Raw genomic sequence first — 15,907 nt, 5'->3', positions numbered from 1 at the left:
TATCGCAGTCGGACAGACTTCGCCTTCCTGCCAGGCTACTCTCAGGCACCGGATCGAGTAGAGCTACGCTCTGCGTCGGCGATCGACCCGCGGAACTGTTGTCCGAAGGATTCACGAAAATCGTTTTTGGATGGCGCGCCGACGATGCAATGCACGATCTGTCACGTCCAAGGGTTCACCCTGTCGCCACCTAGCTGTGAGCTTTCAGGAGGTTGTCCATTCGGACCGGACCGAGGAGACTGGAGTTACCAGGCTTCAGAACTCACCGGAGGGTCCGAATGAACATTCACAAGAATGCCCGTCTCACGCCGCTGCGTCGAGAGGAGATGGCGCTGTCGGTGATAGAGGGCGGTTTTTCCAAAGCCCATGCGGCGCGCATCTATGGCGTGTCAGCCAAGATCGTGGCGCGCTGGGTCGGGCGCTACAAGGCCGAAGGACGGGCCGGCATGATCGACCGTTCTTCGCGGCCCGCCCATATGCCACAGGCCACCACTGCGTCGATCGCCGAGCGCATCATGGCGCTGCGGCGGCAACGTTGGACCGGCAAGCACATCGCCCATGAGGTCGGCGTCTCGCCCGCTACCGTCAGCCGGGTTCTCAAGCGGGCCGGACTGTCGCGGTTGAGGGATGTCGAACCGGCCGAACCGGTGCGCCGCTACGAGCGCGAGAAGCCCGGCGAGATGATCCACATCGACATCAAGAAACTCGGGCGCTTCGAGCGCGTCGGCCACCGCATCACCGGCGATCGCGTCGGCCAGTCCAACAGCCGCGGCGTCGGCTGGGAGTTCGTCCATGTCTGCATCGACGACGCCTCGCGCGTCGCCTTCTCGCAGGTCTTGCCGTACCAGAGGAAGGAGAGCGCTATCGCCTTCCTGAAGGCGGCGGTCGCCTACTACGCCAGCTTGGGCATCGTGGTCGAGCGCGTCATGATCGACAACGGGTCCTGCTACAGGTCGAAAGCCTTCGCCAAGGCTGCCGCAAGCTTGGCCTCAAGCACATTCGCACCAAACCCTACACGCCCAAGACCAACGGCAAGGCCGGGCGCTTCATCCAGACCGCGCTGCGCGAATGGGCCTATGCCATCGCCTATCCGACTTCAGATCACCGTTCCGCCGAGCTGCCTGTCTGGCTGCACAGATACAATTGGCATCGCCCACATGGCAGCCTAAAGTCCAAAACACCTATCAGTCGCCTCGCTCTAACCAGGACAACCTGTTGAGGCTCCACACCTAGCCCACCAATCAAGCGACAAAGTTTGTACAGCCGCTGATTGGCAGGATAGGCCAATCCGCGCCGAAGGAGACGCGGATTGCTTTGTCAGGCCACGCGTTGAGCCAGCGTCGCCATACCTACAAAGTCGGGAACGCCTGCCGCTTGCATGGGGCCAGCCTCAAGGCTTGCCTTCAGATCGGCTAGATAATTCTCCGCGTAGGATTTGGCGGCTTCGACCGGTAGGTTGACGCCGGCCGTAAAGGCCTCTTCCAGCGCCGCCTTCGCGAGCCCGTTGCGAATCGCGAGTTTGACCTCGGGGCCAGCGACAAGGCCTACAGCCTGAGCAGCGAGATCCAGCCCTGCCTCGGCCAATGCCTTCTTAATGTTGCCTCCACTAATAGCGGTATGAATGAGTTTCCCTGCTTGCGACGCCCCCTCGAGCGCCATTGAAACGGCATCGGCGATTTGGCCCAGGCCCGGAACGAAGCTGAGGAGGCCTACAGCCGTCGCGGCCCAATCAAAAACTTTGGAACCCACCTTGAGCACGCCGTCGATGGTGTGCATAAAAGCCCCGCCATTCTTCTTGGCAGACTTGGTGTCGGGCTGGTCCGCCACACCCATCTTCATATCCGCGACCGCGTCCTGATCTGCCGCGGTCTTGGGAACATGGGCCTTCGCCTGCTGAACCGTGCGGTTCGCAACGGTCATATCGTTATAAAATTTGGCGAAGTCCCGGTTGCTGATGTTGCCAGAATCGACAGTATGTCCGCCGCCAAAATCGAAGAACCGATGATGGGTCTTATAGCCCGTAATTGAATTGTTCAGCAAACCGAACAATAAGGGATCTGACAGTAGCTGCGACGCCGCTTGTCGTACCTTTGGACTGAGACTCTTGTCGTCCGCCATCTTCGCCAGTTTGTCCCGGGTCAGGACACCGCTACCAAAAAAGGCTTGCTGATTGCGGTTAATCATATCGAGCGTGTTCAGCTCGGGTTGCGTGAGGCTCATCGACGATGAAGCGACTTGCAGGAAGTCGTATTTGTGGACCTTATCGATCGAGCCACCGTATAACTGCTTCCAGGAATCCGGGTGGGTGAGGAAGTATTGGGCGGCCGCAGTGACTTGGGGCGGGCATTTGCCGGTTTTTGCTGTGCCGTCAACGATCTGCCGGAAATCAGCCAAGCTCAGGTTCTCGGGTAGGTTGTCGGAGTACCGGTAAAGCTCGCGCACTGCATCGTTCAAGGTCATGACCGTCGGCTGACCATTTCCAGATCCGTCGGATGGGATGTAGTTCTGCTCGTAGCTTCGTGCCTGCTGGTCCTGGAAGGCGGCGACTTGTGGGTGAAGGTCTGAGAACCCGGACAAATCCTTTGCCTTGATCTTGCCGCCGCAGCGGCCATCACCCTGCGAGCCGATGGCATAAAAGAGCTCCGGGTCCTGCTGCAAGCTTTCGATTGCAGCCTTAAGATCCGGCGGCGTGGACGGATCATTGGCTAGCTCGCTCAGCGAATCCCAACTGAGCGGGCATTTGTCCTTATGGCGGTTCAGCACCGCTACAATCTGCAGCTCTGGCTCAGTCAGCTTGCCGCCACACCACGTGATCCGCGTGCCCGCTATCGGCGCCGGCGCGATGGGAGGTGGCGCGATGGGAGGCGAAGCGACTGCAGGGAGGGCTTGATCCATTGATTTCAATGCCTCCCTCAGAGCGGGTGGCATGAGCTCGAGCGGGTGCTGTCGCAAGGCTTGCAGCGATGACTTCACATCTGGCGACAGTTCGTCAAGCGGGTGCTGCTGGAGTTCGTCCATGGCCGACTTCAAATTCGCTGGCGGCAGGCCCAGTTGCGCGAAGGAATCGGGAGCGTTTTCCTGCGGCGAGCAACTGGACAGCATCGCCTGGAAGGGCAGAAACGCGCCTTGCCCGGTCTGGGCGACAATTTGTGGAGAAGGTTCCGGGCCCGACCAGGCCTGGGGGGAGGGGGCGGGGGTGGAGCTATTTGCTGTCAAAAGGTTAAGCGACATCGTGCATCCTCACAGTTGAGATTAAAAGCCGCCACAATTGCGTCACCTGGTGCCACTGTCGTTCCCGACGAACGACGGCCGCATGACTAACGCGCGGCTATCAATGCTGCCGATTCTTAGTTCCTCGTCAGCGACAACACCGGTTACAAGGTTCAGCTGTCGAACAGCTGACGAGTGCGGAAGGAAGCGCGATTGCTAGGGTATGGCGGCCGTGTTGCTTCGTGCGGGAAGCTGCGGTGTATCCTCAATTGTCATCTCTGGCTCTGTGCAGGCTCACGGACGACGCTGTCCTGATGCGGCACTTCGGAAGAGAACGGGCCTTCCGGTCGCCCATCGCGAACGACCACGGTCGAGGAGCCACGAAACAACATCAGTTCCGTCTCCTTTGGAGGCGTCCCGGTGTCGTGAGGTCGAGCCTGTGCCTCGGCTACGAGACCGTTGTATGTCTGCTCCACAAGCACAATGAAGCGGGGTGGGCCGGAAACCATGACCAGGCCCTTTCCCGGTGCCGGTCTCACAACGTAGCGCTCGTCGGAAATTCCAAGCTCATCAAGGGCCGCCTTGAACACCTCGAAGCGGACCGAAGTCAAAACCAGCATACGAGTCTGCGCTTCTTTCGCAGCAGTTACGTGGAGCACAAGCCCATCATAATACCATTGGAGATCGTAGAGATCGGTCAAGCGGTCCAGAAACGCGCGCGGCGACATACTGGGCATACGCCCGCGGATGCGCCCCTTTACCTCGGAGCTGACGTCGACGTCGACATTGAGGTTGTTGCCGAATTCTCGCAAAGCGGCAGACAGGTCCTGATCCAGAACTGTATACCTATAAGGCGTTGACGGCAGCGACAGCGGGGCCGCCAGCGTCGCATGAATGCCGGTGGAGAGAAGAACACCGAGAAAGAGAACTCTCATCCCAATGTGGAGAATGGTAGACTGGATTAACTTTCCCGGCATCTTGTCCCCAATCGAAGGCTGAAATTCGTGCTGACCTGGACGCCGAACGTGGCCTTTAAATGACGCTTCGTGGCCAGTTCGTCAGCTTGTCGTCAGTTCGCCTCCCTAGGAGAGAAGCTCGATAGCGGGTGATGAGCGATCAACTCATCACACTTCAAACAGAACAACTGAGTCTTTGCATGACAATTGGTGTTACGTCCATCTCTGCCAATTTTGCGGACAACCTGTCTAGGGTAGGGCCAACGTCAGCATGCGGCGAGCAGGCCCAGTTTGAGTGCGCACTTGTAGAGGCGGTCGCCTCGATTAAAAACGATGGCCCGTCGGCGACGGCGGGGGCGGGGCCTGTTGCTCCAGTCCTGGAGGTTCCGCGCGCGACAAGCGAGACGAGCCCATTGGGCGACCGCGTGCTCCAGACCCTTTCATCGCTGTATAGGGACAACGCCGTGGCACCTGCCACGCCCGACCAAGAGGTACCCCTTGTGAAGGACGTCCTACTCGGGCCGGTGGAGCAGTCTCCTTCCCAAGCAGGGTCGGGAATGCGCATGTCAGGCGCTCCGCCAGGAAGGGAGAATTTCGAAGCGATGATTGCCGGTCTGCGGGAAGTATACAGCGCCGTCACTGAGGTTTCCCTTGTCACCAAGAGTATCAGCGGCGCTACGTCATCCGTGAATACGCTAATAAAACAAGGATGAACGAGGCGCATGATCGCGTCACCGCACGGCGAAGGCATTGATCGCCGCCCGGCTGGTCGGCGATCGTGTCATTATGTTTTGCCGCTGCTCTTGGTTCTGAGCGGTTGCAAGGACGATCTCTACACAAAATTGCAGGAACGCGATGCCAATGAGATGCTCGCGCTTTTGCTTGACAACGGCGTGGATGCGGTCCGCGTCGCCGCCAAGGATGGGACCAGCACGATCCAGGTCGAAAATGAGCAGGTTGCCTTCTCAATCAACCTGTTGAATGCGAAGGGGCTGCCGCGTCAGGTTTTCAAGAATCTCGGCGAAATATTCCAAGGATCGGGCCTGATTGCCTCGCCGACCGAGGAGCGCGCCCGTTACGTCTATGCGTTAAACGAAGAATTGTCGCATACCATTAGCGAAATCGATGGCGTTTTCTCAGCACGTGTCCATGTTGTTTTGCCTGACAACGACCTGTTGCGGGAGCGCGCCACACCATCCTCGGCCTCGGTATTCGTCCGCCACGATGCCAACATAAATGTCTCGGCTCTGCTGCCGCAGATAAAGATGCTCGTTGCAAACAGCATCCAAGGCTTATCCTACGACAAGGTAGAGGTCGTATTCGTGCCGGCGGAACGGCCGGCAGTTGAGCAACGGCCTGCCTTGACCCAGGCAGCTAAATCAATTCCGGTGCCACTTCTGGCGGTCATTGTGGGTCTCGCCGTGGCAGTATTCGCGGTGCTGTCCTACTTGGCCAGTTCTCTTGTCTATGGGCGGAGGCAGCCATCGCAACGAGCCAGGATCGAGGGGCGCTCGGGTGTTTCAGCAATCGGGGCCGCTCGTAAAAACACCATCGGCGATGCCACATAGGAGGTATTCCCAGTGCAAATACGGATGCAAACCTTCAAACACGATGACTCCTTCAAATTGCCTTTTACGGTCCTGGGCGAGCTTGCCGCTTCAACTCATCCGACCCGCCTTGCTGCACGCCTTGACCCGGCTTTGTCGGCTGCGACGTTGGTGCGGTTGCAGAACAACCAAAGACTGCAGCCAAGACTGGCAAAATTACTCCTCGACGATGGAATGGACCTGAATGGAAGCGGCTGGGGGCCGGACCTTCTGCATGGGCATGATCCGCGCCAAGCTGCTGTGTTTGCCGGTAGTATCTGGCATGCCCGTTCGCTGCTGAAGCTGGTTTCCAAGTCTGAACTTGCCGTTCTGATCGAACGTATCGGCGCTGAAGCGCATACGTTTGGCATCCGACACCAGGCGCAGGCGATCTCAACCAGCTTGATCGCGGATCCGGAAAAACTCGCCCAACGGATTGAACACGATGGATTAGCCTGTCTTGGGGTTTGGCTCGATGAGCATTCTTTGCTCGACCGCCACCGGGTGTTCCTACGCTTGCCCGTCGGGACCGCGGCCGAGAATCCTGCGACCGAACACCGCGATGCCGCAGACCAATTGTTTTCGCTTGTGCTGTCGTATCTGAGGACGGAGGTCCCGGCGATATGACGCTCGACGATATCGTAGCGCCGGTCGCTCCGCGGATGCGCCCCGTCGGGCCGCTGGTCCCGGCCAGTGAGCTCGAAATCTGGCACAATGCCTTTGAGGCGCGCGCGGCGGCGGAACGGTATCTGCTGCGGGTTCGCCGCTGGGCCCGCATAGCTTATCAGCGGGAACGGGAGCGCGGACGTAGTGAGGGGATGAATCGTGGCGCTGAGGAAATGGCACGGCTAATTGCGCAGTCCGTCTCTGAAGCGGCACGCCAAAGGGCAGCCCTGGAGCAGCAATTGCCACAACTCGTCATGCAGATCGTAAGCGACCTGCTGGGCGCTTTTGACCCCGGTGAGCTGTTGGTGAGCGCCGTTCGCCACGCGATCGAACGGAAAGGCGGCGCGGAAGTCCGCCTTAAAGTGTGTCCCACGCAAGCCGATGCCGTCGCAGGCGAGTTCGCTGCGTACGATGGACGGGAAGGCCGGCCGAAAGTTCGAGTTGATCCGGATCCGGCGCTGTCGCCGCAGCAATGCGTGCTGTGGAGCGACTATGGCAATGTCGATCTTGGACTTGATGCGCAATTGCGGGCGCTGCGCCTCGGCTTTGGATTGCATGCTGAACAAGGCGAGCTATGACCGAACTGCTACCACAACGCGGCAGTCCGGCTGTAGACAGGACAATGGATGCGGCGCTCTCGTCTCTGAGATCGACCGCAAAGCATATCGACACGCGTGTCGTGCGCGGACGCCTAACTAGGGCCGTCGGTACGGTGCTCCATGCCGTGTTGCCGGATGCTCGAATTGGGGAACTTTGTCTGTTGCAGGATCCGCGCACCGGACGCTCTCTCGAAGCCGAGGTGATCGGTTTCCTTCAAAATGGCGTGCTGCTCACCCCGATCGGTGACATGGTGGGCCTGTCCAGTCGCGCAGAAGTGGTTGCTAGCGGTCGAATGCATGAAGTGCCAGTCGGCCCCGATTTGCTTGGCCGCGTGATCGACAGCTTTGGCCGTCCCCTCGACGGCAAAGGCGCTCTCAAAGCCGGCCAAACGCGCCCGCTTCGGGGCAAGGCGCCCAACCCCATGACAAGGCGCATGATCGAGCGACCATTCCCACTTGGCATCCGCGCCTTGGATGGTCTCCTGACATGCGGCGAAGGCCAGCGGATCGGGATCTATGGAGAGCCTGGTTGCGGCAAGTCAACGTTACTATCGCAGATCATAAAGGGCGCGGCCGCGGACGTTAACATAGTTGCCCTCATTGGCGAGCGCGGGCGGGAAGTGCGCGAATTCGTTGAGCGACACCTTGGGGAAGCGGCTCTTCGTCGTACGATCGTTGTGGTCGAAACATCCGACCGCTCGGCAATGGAGCGGGCGCAATGTGCTCACATGGCAAGCGCACTTGCCGAACATTTTCGCGAACAAGGACAACGCGTCGTTCTGATGATGGATTCCTTGACGCGCTTTTGCCGGGCCATGCGCGAAATCGGACTTGCTGCGGGCGAGCCGCCAACCCGGCGAGGCTTTCCGCCTTCCGTGTTTGCCATGCTGCCAGGCCTGCTGGAGCGCGCGGGCATGGGCGAGCGTGGCTCAATTACGGCCTTCTATACAGTGCTTGTCGAAGGTGACGGCGTGGGGGATCCCATCGCAGAAGAATCGCGCGGCATTCTCGATGGCCATGTCGTCCTCTCACGCACGATCGCTGCGCGATCCCATTTCCCCGCGATCGATGTGCTGCAAAGTCGCAGCCGCGTAATGGATGCGGTCGTGTCTATGGCACATCGCAAGGCGGCATCGACGTTCCGTGATCTCCTCTCGCGCTATGCCGAGTCCGAGTTTTTGGTCAAGGTCGGCGAATACAAGCAAGGCAACGATCCGCTTACTGACAGGGCTATCGACTCGATCGGCGACCTGCAGGAATTTTTGCGTCAGGGAGAAGACGAGGCGAGCGACTTTGAGGAAACCTTCGCATGGATGTTGCAGCTGACCGCATGAATTGTCTCCACGCTACGAGCTTGCGGCTTTTGAAGGATATGCGAGAGCGTAGCGCCCTTCGTGAGCTGTCCAAAAAGGAAGCTAAGGCCCACCTAGCGGCCGAGGCCGCACAGCATGCTTCCCGCGAGCTTGCAATCGCACAACAACACTGCGCAAGGGCGGAAATGGAGCTTTACCAACGGTTTGCATCGCTTGATGCCTTGTCCATCCAGACGCTCGACCAAGGCCATCTCCACATAGAGCGCCTTGAGGCTGAGGTCGCCTCGAGGCGCAAGACGCTTGATAACGCCTGCATCGCTCAGGAACAGACCGAGACAGCGGCGTCTGAGGCAAGGTCGCACTGGATCAGCTGTTCGGCGGCAAGGCACAAGTGGCAACAAATTGAGGACGACGTCCGGCGCGGCGTCGATATCCACTCTCAGACCGCAGCCGAGACGGAGGCCGAGGATGAGATCCTGCTTCGGTACGCGAGTGTCTCGCTCACCGATGTGGCGGGCAAGTCAATCTGATGACCGCTAGCATTCTTGTCGTGTCGCAATGGTGCCGTCTTGTAGAGCCGAAAACACTTTGAGCACACACGATTCACTGAAGCCAAAGCTAAGTCTGTCCCACGACGTCGTCTCGTGGCTCAACGAGTGCGCACACCCCCGCACGCCTTTTCAGTGCCGACTTGGCGACGAGCCGCTATCGGTGCGAATAGGACGGCTTGTCTGGCAGCCGGAATCGCTTCCCATTCCGATGCTCGAGTGCATTTGGCGGCTCGGAGATGAGACGATCGTCTTGTCGATCTCCCGTGCACTGATAGAGAGGCTCATCTCGACCGTGCAGAGCGGCATTGGCTTGCCTTCCGAGCCAACCGGTTCAATGGTTCTCGAACTCGCACTTGAGCCGCTTCTCGCTCGACTCGAGGCTCAGACACGGCAGGACGTGCAACTGGCTCAGCTGCGCGAAACCACCATGCCACCTCCCTATCTCGAATATGACGTCGCCTGCGGCCCGATCAACGGCAAAGCTCGTCTGTGCCTATTCTCGCCTCTCGATGGCCCGGTGCCGTTCGCGTTCCACGCCCTGGGAGATCTGCTTCGACAGTTGCCGCGACAACCGTGCGAATTACCCGCAGAGCTCCCGGTCCTGGTTGCAGGAAAGATCGGCTCGCTTTGCGTTCCGGCGGCGCTTATTCGCAAAACATCTGCCGGTGATGCTTTGATACCAGACGTATTACCGTTCCACCGCGATCAGATCATCCTCTCTGCGGGCCGGCTCTGGGCCGTGGCAGATGTTGCGGACGACCGCCTGATCCAGCGGGGGCCTTTCCGCCCGCAACCATGCCCCTTGGAGAGTGCGCACATCATGACAGAACCGGAATTGCAGCAAGGGCCATCGGATGCCGAGCTCGACGATATCGAAATCACTCTGGTTTTTGAATGCGGCCGCTGGCTGATGCCGCTAGGGGAACTGAGGAGTGCCGGCGAAGGGCATATCTTCGAACTTGGTCGGCCGGTCGACGGTCCGATCGATATAGTTGCCAATGGCCGGCGTATCGGCCGTGGCGACATCGTGCGCATCGGCGACGAGCTTGGCATCAGGCTACGTGGCGGGTTGGCATGCAATGAGTGAGATCCAACCCGGGATTCTGGCGCTTCTTGCGGTTACGGCTGGGCTGGGTCTGCTGCTGCTCACAGTCGTCACAACCACGGCCTTTATAAAGATATCTGTGGTTCTCTTCCTCGTCCGCAACGCGCTCGGGACGCAGACGATACCCCCCAATATAGTTCTTTACGCGACGGCATTAATTCTCACCGTTTTCGTTAGCGCGCCTGTTATCGAGCAGACCTATGCGCGCGTCACGGACCCGAAACTCCACTATCAGACCTTCGACGATTGGGTTACCGCTGCTGAAGAGGGACGAGAGCCTTTGCGTGGCTATCTCAAGAAGTTCACAAGCGAAGAGCAGCGTCGATTTTTCCTATCGTCGACCAAACAAGTCTGGCCAGAGGAAATGCGCGCCAGGACGACACCTGATGATTTCGCCATTCTCGTACCATCCTTTCTAATTTCAGAACTCAAGCGTGCCTTCGAAATTGGCTTTCTTCTTTATCTTCCGTTTATCTGCATCGATCTCATCGTAACCACGATTTTGATGGCGATGGGCATGTCAATGGTATCACCCACAATGATAGCTGTCCCTTTCAAACTATTTCTATTTGTTACTATTGATGGTTGGTCCCGACTAATGCACGGGCTTGTGTTGAGTTATACAACACCGGGAGGTTGAGCATGGATGAGGCCAGCATTGTAGCCCAAATGAGCCAAACCTTAATCGTTTTCATGATTTGGGTTCTGCCGCCACTCATTGCCGCTGTGGTTGTCGGCCTGGGCATCGGCATTATCCAGGCGGCAACACAGATTCAGGACGAAACCTTGCACCTGACAGTGAAACTATTGGTCGTTGTTGCGATCATTGTTCTGTTTGCTCCTGTGCTAAGCGCTCCGCTCATCGAGCAAGCCGATTACGTGTTCTCCCAGTTTCCCGCGATTATACCGAGTTACTAGCCTTCATGATGTCTGGTTGGTCACCCACCGACGCCCAGATGCTCATCCATGCGGCCATCGAACTCATCATCGCCGCCGGTCTTGCTGCGGCTCGCGCTGTCGGCATTATGCTGGTCCTGCCAGTATTTACGCGGTCTCAAATTGGCGGGCTGATCAGAACATGCCTTGCTGTCGCGTTCGGGCTACCGTGCTTGGCACCCATCAGAGACGGGTTACAGCTGCTCGATACTGATACCCGTTTCGTCCAAGTGACACTGCTCGGTTTGAAGGAGATTTTTGTCGGGCTGCTACTTGGGATTCCGCTCGGAATCCCGATATGGAGCCTCCAGGCGGCCGGTGAGCTTGTCGACACCCAGCGCGGCATCACCAGCCAAGTCGGTCCGGTAGACCCCGCGACGAACACTCAGGCATCCGCGATGGGACTTTTTCTCGGAATCACAGCGATCACGATCTTCGTCGCATCGGAAGGTCTGGAGATCATGATCGGCGGCCTTTATGGCAGCTACTCGATCTGGCCCGTATATCAATTTTACCCCACGCTGACCTCACAAGGGGCAATGGAATTAATCGCCCTCCTCGACCGGATTATGGTGACGAGTTTACTAGTCTCCGGGCCTGTCGTGGCCTTTCTGTTGCTAGTTGACATTTCGATAATGATCCTTACCCGCTTTGCCCCGCAACTCAAGTCGAACCGTCTCTCCCCGACAATCAAAAATATCGGCTTTCCGATCATTATGGTCACGTACACTGCGTATCTCATCGACGCCATGGCGTCAGATATCGCACAGGCCAAAGGCGGGCTCGAGGCGTTCGAAAAGATGCTGAAATGAGCACGAGCGAAGAGAAGAAACACCCGGGCACTCACAAGAAGCTAAGCGAAGCACGCAAGAAGGGGCAGATTGCGCGCAACACCGATTTCGTCCGCGCCGTCGGCACCTGCGCCGGTCTCGGCTATCTGTGGTTAAGAGCTAGCGCGATCGAAGACAAATGCATCGAAGCGGTATTATTGACCGACAAGCTGCAGGATCTGCCTTTCAATATCGCTGTCGGGCAAGCGCTAATTCTCTTGACCGAACTCACCGTGACGACAGTCGGCCCGCTGCTTGGAACTGTAGCCGCCGCGGCGGTCTCGGCCGCATTCATCTCTAACGGTGGACTACTCTTCTCGTTCGAGCCGATGGCGCCCAAGTTTGAAAAAATCAATCCTTTTCAGGGACTGAAGCGCATCGTGACGGTGCGCTCCTTAACCGACCTTGGCAAGGCGCTGGTGAAGCTATTAGTCCTCGGCGCTATCTTTCTTTTTTCTATTCTGGGCATGTGGAAAACGATGGTCTATCTGCCGGTCTGCGGCATTTCGTGCCTCGGCTTCGTCTTTACGGAGGTGAAACTGCTGGTCGGGATTGGTGCCGGTGCACTTCTGGTCGGCGGCTTGATCGATCTCCTGCTCCAACGCTGGTTGTTTTTGCGCGACATGCGAATGACTGAGACCGAGGTCAAGCGCGAAAGGAAGGAACAAGAAGGTACGCCAGAGTTGAAGCATGAACAACGTCGCCTACGTCAAGAGATGGCTAGCGAACCTCCGCTTGGCGTGCATCACGCCACATTGATCTTGAGAGGGCGGGCGATATTGGTCGGTCTGCGTTACGTGAGGGGCGAGACTGGGGTGCCGGTCTTGGTTTGCCGCGGCGAGGGCGAGGCCGTTTCACCTATCTTCGGAGCGGCGCAGGCGCTACGTCTAAGTATTGTCGACGATGATGGCCTGGCGCGTCAGCTCATCCAAACAACCAAGTTAGGAAAACCTGTTCCTATGCAGTATTTCGAGCCGGTTGCTAGAGCACTCCATGCCGCTGGGTTAGTCTAGACGAGTATACAAAATCGGTTTTCTGTTATTGCGCAGGCTACTGTGCCGCTATGGACCATGGGCAATCCAATCGTCTATGTGTCCGGACGACCTCGCATGTTTTGGAGAATTATCGCAATGCCTTGCGTGTGTGTTGATAGGCGCCATTCGCTGCTTTCTGATCACCTGTCTACCTGCGGAAAAATCGATCCGGCCAAACAGTGTAACCGGATCGAGCGCATGCTCGGTCACCTCAAGATCCACCGCGCCACCGCCTCTCGCTGCTCGTGGCAGCGATGGACGCCTCAAACTACACTGTCTTCCGAACCGTTGCCCGAGCGAGAGCCTGCCCGACCGGATCGGCGTGCACACGAACCTCTTCTGGGTGGCGTGCCGAAGTTCCTGGTCCCTGGTTATATTATGCCTCTCAGGGCACTGCGACCCCGGTCTCAACAGAACCTATGCAGAGATGGCGAGCCGTTACGGAACGCGGTACTCTGGGCAGAGGCCGAGACAGTTGCGGTACAAATTGCACAGCGCTGGTTCCTGGCGTAGCTGCCGTCGGCAGGTCGCCATGATCGACCGATCGACCTCCGTGGGCCAGCGACAGCCGGCGCATCTTGCAATTGTCTCCAAAACCAACATGCGCAAATGTCTCCGATCGAACCGGAGGTGTCGGGCGAAATGAGAAATTGACTCCTCTCGTTTCATGAAAAATCCCACCACGGTCCATCTCAAAACTCGTGCGCCCGAATGACGATGGCTTCCACTGCATTGCAGCCTCCGTCAGATTGTCGAAAGCCAAGCACCGTAGAGATAGAACCGCTTGAAGTGCCCGGAACTTGCAAAGGAAGTAGGATGGATCTCTTCGACAATATCGGTGCGTCCCCCGCCTCAGATCCCGCCCGAAGAGATGAACCAGGGTTGCAACAGCGCCAGGTCGAGCAGAGGAGTTTTGAGCAGCGACTGAACGAGCTACAAGGAAGCGTGCCTCGGCCGGTCAATCCAACCCCGGGTCCACCGCCCCACTCGCCTGCGCCAAGTGTCTACCACGACGAGATTCTTGCAGCCGCCGATCGCGGTGCCCGCTTACCGGCTGAAAGTTTCGCTTCGGCGAAGTTTTGGCAGGGAATTGACGGCGTGACCAACTCGCCTACCCCAAACGTCGATCAGGAGGAGCTTCCGCAGTTCGGCGGCCATGCTGTGTTGTCTGCAAGCGACCCAGCGATTGGAGGCGTTTGCCTGCAAGATTTGGCTTCCCTGCCACCGCAGGTCAACCTCCCAGGCGTCCCTTTGAGAAGCGCTCCCCACAGCCCCCTACCTCGCGCTCCCCGGGCAGGTTTAGGGCAGCCTCCGGCCAATCAACCGGGCGGTCCAATCAGCGCACCTCCCACAGAGCCGACCGAGGCGCGCTACCAAGCTGTCCTGCTGCAGCGAACTGCACTGCTGCGTAAGCGAGAACGCCGCCACCCAGACGAGCTGCTTTTTAACACGTACCGCAGGCTGGCTACGGCCAAGGGAAATCGAATCAGCCAGAACAGGATTTCGAAAGACATAGCGGCGTTGCGGAAGTTCAGTGTGCGCCTTGCCAAGGACCACCAGAGCCAAATCGCCGGCCGGATTCACGATCGGCAACTGGACAGCCTAGTGAAGCTCTGCGCGGCCGGCGATACCAAATTACTTGGTCAAATCAACTCAGCATTGGGCAGGCTCCGACAGGCCCAGGCCGAAGGGCAGGTGATAGTTGGCCGGAATCGACCTAGCACGGAGGATGACGAGGTCTTCGCTGACTACCACACAAAAGCCACAACCGACAAAGTGAGCGAAACCACGGTGAAGACCGACTTGGCGACGCTGCGTAAGTTCAGCGCATGGCTTGCAAAGAACCACCAGAGCCAAATCCGCGGCAGGATTCAGGATCAGCAATTGGACAGCCTGGCTAGGGACTACGCGGGCAGCGATCCCCTACTACTGCGTCAAATCAACTTTGCGTTGACCAGACTCCGGCAAGCATCTGCCGGAAAGCGGGTGACCGTTGCTCGGGGCGCTCGACCGGTCACGCAGGATGACGAGGTCTTCGCCGACTACCACACAAAGGCCACAGCCGGCAACGTAACCGCGGTGAAGACCGACTTAGCGGCGCTGCGTAAGTTCAGCGCATGGCTTGCAAAGAACCACCAGAGCCAAATCAGTGGCAGGATTCAGGATCGGCAATTGGACAGCCTGGCTAGGGACTTCGCGGGCAGCGATCCCATACTACTCCGTCACATCAACCTTGCGTTGATTAGAATCCGGCAAGCATCTGCCGGAGAGCGGATGACCGTCGCTCGGAAACCTAGTAGCAGGGACGATGAGGAACTCTTTGCCACCTACGAGGCAAAAGCTACCGCCGACAAAATAAACTCACACACGGTGAAGACCGACATCGTGGCGCTGCGTAAGTTCAGCAAATGGCTTGCGCAGAACCACCGGACGCAAATCGCCGACCGGCTTGAAAGTCCGGAGTTGGACGCGCTGGCGAAAGCCTATGCGGGCCGCGAGGCCTGGCGTATAACACCAGCGTTGAGAAGGCTCCGGCAGACCAAGGCCGAACAGCGGGTGACAGTTAAAGACCATCGTCCTGTCACCAAAGACCATCGTCCTGTCACCGAAGACACCAGAGTGATTGAGGCTGCCTGTAACGAAGCCGCCAGTAAAGGATATTACGGGAGAACGATTAGGAATTATCGACCTGTTTTGCTGCGTTTCAATGATTGGCTCACTGAGAACTTTGGTAAGGGTGTTGCCCGGATTGAACCTGCGGTGCTGAACCGTGCGGTTGAAGAGTACAAGAAGAACGAATCACGTGGGTTCCGCAGCGCGTGGAGCTTCTTTCAGAGATTTCGACAGATGTCCGCAGCAAACGAGGTCCTGCACTTGGCCGCCAACGGGCAGGCGGGTTGGCGCCAGGATGAAGGCCGCGCACACAAAGCGGCGGCGCAAACCGCTTCCTTGTCGCCTTTCCCCCTGCCTCCAGCCGACCCGTCTTGGAACCAGCTGCGAGACCTCATTCAAAAAGACCTTGCGCAGCCTAGCTCGTCCTCGGCCTTCGCAGGCGCCCAGCAGGCCAGCTCGTTTCAAGAGTTTTCCTCAGCTCCGCATACTCCGTTCGAGGGGGCTTGGG

General features: G+C 58.3%; 14 protein-coding genes and 2 pseudogenes. 14 read left to right on the top strand and 2 right to left on the bottom strand.

Annotated elements, in window-relative coordinates; genetic code table 11:
- The first annotated feature begins 278 nt into the window (after positions 1-278).
- Positions 279-1,233 (top strand): annotated as a pseudogene (locus RFM52_RS27405) (IS481 family transposase).
- A gap of 84 nt (positions 1,234-1,317) precedes the next feature.
- Here the strand turns inward: RFM52_RS27405 and RFM52_RS27400 are convergent.
- Both RFM52_RS27400 and RFM52_RS27395 read right to left on the bottom strand, forming a co-directional pair.
- A complete protein-coding gene (locus tag RFM52_RS27400) occupies positions 1,318-3,231 on the bottom strand; it encodes an HrpF/NolX family T3SS translocon protein (protein WP_320296787.1) in 1,914 nt (637 codons plus the stop codon).
- Positions 3,232-3,482: 251 nt separating this feature from the next.
- Entirely contained in the window at positions 3,483-4,187 is a 705-nt protein-coding gene (locus RFM52_RS27395) for a nodulation protein NolW (RefSeq protein ID WP_320296786.1), read from the bottom strand.
- 131 nt (positions 4,188-4,318) lie between these two features.
- Here RFM52_RS27395 and RFM52_RS27390 point away from each other — a divergent pair, with 131 nt between their 5' ends.
- The 13 genes and pseudogenes from RFM52_RS27390 to RFM52_RS27335 form a co-directional block, all read left to right on the top strand.
- On the top strand, positions 4,319-4,879 hold the full coding sequence (locus RFM52_RS27390; protein ID WP_320261565.1) for a nodulation protein NolB: 561 nt from the start codon (positions 4,319-4,321) through the stop codon (positions 4,877-4,879).
- A gap of 9 nt (positions 4,880-4,888) precedes the next feature.
- Positions 4,889-5,734, top strand: a complete 846-nt coding sequence (gene sctJ, locus RFM52_RS27385) for a type III secretion system inner membrane ring lipoprotein SctJ (protein WP_320223459.1) — start codon at positions 4,889-4,891, stop codon at positions 5,732-5,734.
- A 24-nt stretch (positions 5,735-5,758) separates the two neighbouring features.
- Entirely contained in the window at positions 5,759-6,379 is a 621-nt protein-coding gene (locus tag RFM52_RS27380; protein ID WP_320223460.1) for a nodulation protein NolU, read from the top strand.
- Positions 6,376-6,996: a type III secretion system stator protein SctL gene (gene sctL, locus RFM52_RS27375; RefSeq protein ID WP_320223461.1), complete on the top strand. Its 621-nt coding sequence runs from the start codon at positions 6,376-6,378 to the stop codon at positions 6,994-6,996. Before RFM52_RS27380 ends, sctL begins: the two co-directional genes overlap by 4 nt.
- Positions 6,993-8,351 (top strand): type III secretion system ATPase SctN, encoded by a 1,359-nt coding sequence (sctN, locus tag RFM52_RS27370; RefSeq protein ID WP_320223462.1) that lies wholly within the window; start codon positions 6,993-6,995, stop codon positions 8,349-8,351. The genes sctL and sctN overlap by 4 nt, the downstream gene beginning before the upstream one ends.
- The gene (locus tag RFM52_RS27365) at positions 8,327-8,860 is read left to right on the top strand and encodes a hypothetical protein (protein ID WP_320216876.1); all 534 of its coding nucleotides are present in this window, start codon (positions 8,327-8,329) and stop codon (positions 8,858-8,860) included. Before sctN ends, RFM52_RS27365 begins: the two co-directional genes overlap by 25 nt.
- Before the next feature lie 58 nt (positions 8,861-8,918).
- Positions 8,919-9,968, top strand: a complete 1,050-nt coding sequence (gene sctQ / locus RFM52_RS27360; protein ID WP_320236371.1) for a type III secretion system cytoplasmic ring protein SctQ — start codon at positions 8,919-8,921, stop codon at positions 9,966-9,968.
- On the top strand, positions 9,961-10,626 hold the full coding sequence (gene sctR / locus RFM52_RS27355; protein ID WP_320223464.1) for a type III secretion system export apparatus subunit SctR: 666 nt from the start codon (positions 9,961-9,963) through the stop codon (positions 10,624-10,626). Before sctQ ends, sctR begins: the two co-directional genes overlap by 8 nt.
- A 2-nt stretch (positions 10,627-10,628) precedes the next feature.
- Complete coding sequence (locus RFM52_RS27350; protein ID WP_320216873.1) at positions 10,629-10,904, top strand: EscS/YscS/HrcS family type III secretion system export apparatus protein; 276 nt, start codon at positions 10,629-10,631, stop codon at positions 10,902-10,904.
- Positions 10,905-10,912: 8 nt separating this feature from the next.
- Entirely contained in the window at positions 10,913-11,734 is an 822-nt protein-coding gene (gene sctT, locus RFM52_RS27345) for a type III secretion system export apparatus subunit SctT (protein WP_320297018.1), read from the top strand.
- Positions 11,731-12,765, top strand: a complete 1,035-nt coding sequence (locus RFM52_RS27340) for an EscU/YscU/HrcU family type III secretion system export apparatus switch protein (RefSeq protein ID WP_320228529.1) — start codon at positions 11,731-11,733, stop codon at positions 12,763-12,765. The genes sctT and RFM52_RS27340 overlap by 4 nt, the downstream gene beginning before the upstream one ends.
- 254 nt (positions 12,766-13,019) lie before the next feature.
- Positions 13,020-13,296, top strand: a pseudogene (locus tag RFM52_RS32890) (IS21 family transposase); the annotation flags it as partial.
- Positions 13,297-13,602: 306 nt separating this feature from the next.
- Positions 13,603-15,907 (top strand): hypothetical protein (locus RFM52_RS27335; protein ID WP_320327886.1); only part of this gene is annotated, 2,305 nt, incomplete at its 3' end.

The organism is Mesorhizobium humile (genome assembly GCF_033977215.1).
GTDB lineage: Bacteria > Pseudomonadota > Alphaproteobacteria > Rhizobiales > Rhizobiaceae > Mesorhizobium > Mesorhizobium humile.
Note: the sequence above shows the minus strand (reverse complement) of the source record. Positions and strands in the feature narration are given on the sequence as shown.

Coding starts and splice junctions, on each gene's coding strand:
- RFM52_RS27350 (WP_320216873.1), top strand. CDS start 10,629: ATGGATGAGGCCAGCATTGTAGCCCAAATGAGCCAAACCTTAATCGTT.
- RFM52_RS27340 (WP_320228529.1), top strand. CDS start 11,731: ATGAGCACGAGCGAAGAGAAGAAACACCCGGGCACTCACAAGAAGCTA.
- sctT (WP_320297018.1), top strand. CDS start 10,913: ATGTCTGGTTGGTCACCCACCGACGCCCAGATGCTCATCCATGCGGCC.
- sctN (WP_320223462.1), top strand. CDS start 6,993: ATGACCGAACTGCTACCACAACGCGGCAGTCCGGCTGTAGACAGGACA.
- RFM52_RS27365 (WP_320216876.1), top strand. CDS start 8,327: ATGGATGTTGCAGCTGACCGCATGAATTGTCTCCACGCTACGAGCTTG.
- RFM52_RS27390 (WP_320261565.1), top strand. CDS start 4,319: ATGAGCGATCAACTCATCACACTTCAAACAGAACAACTGAGTCTTTGC.
- sctL (WP_320223461.1), top strand. CDS start 6,376: ATGACGCTCGACGATATCGTAGCGCCGGTCGCTCCGCGGATGCGCCCC.
- RFM52_RS27380 (WP_320223460.1), top strand. CDS start 5,759: ATGCAAACCTTCAAACACGATGACTCCTTCAAATTGCCTTTTACGGTC.
- RFM52_RS27395 (WP_320296786.1), bottom strand. CDS start 4,187: ATGCCGGGAAAGTTAATCCAGTCTACCATTCTCCACATTGGGATGAGA.
- RFM52_RS27400 (WP_320296787.1), bottom strand. CDS start 3,231: ATGTCGCTTAACCTTTTGACAGCAAATAGCTCCACCCCCGCCCCCTCC.
- sctJ (WP_320223459.1), top strand. CDS start 4,889: ATGATCGCGTCACCGCACGGCGAAGGCATTGATCGCCGCCCGGCTGGT.
- sctR (WP_320223464.1), top strand. CDS start 9,961: ATGAGTGAGATCCAACCCGGGATTCTGGCGCTTCTTGCGGTTACGGCT.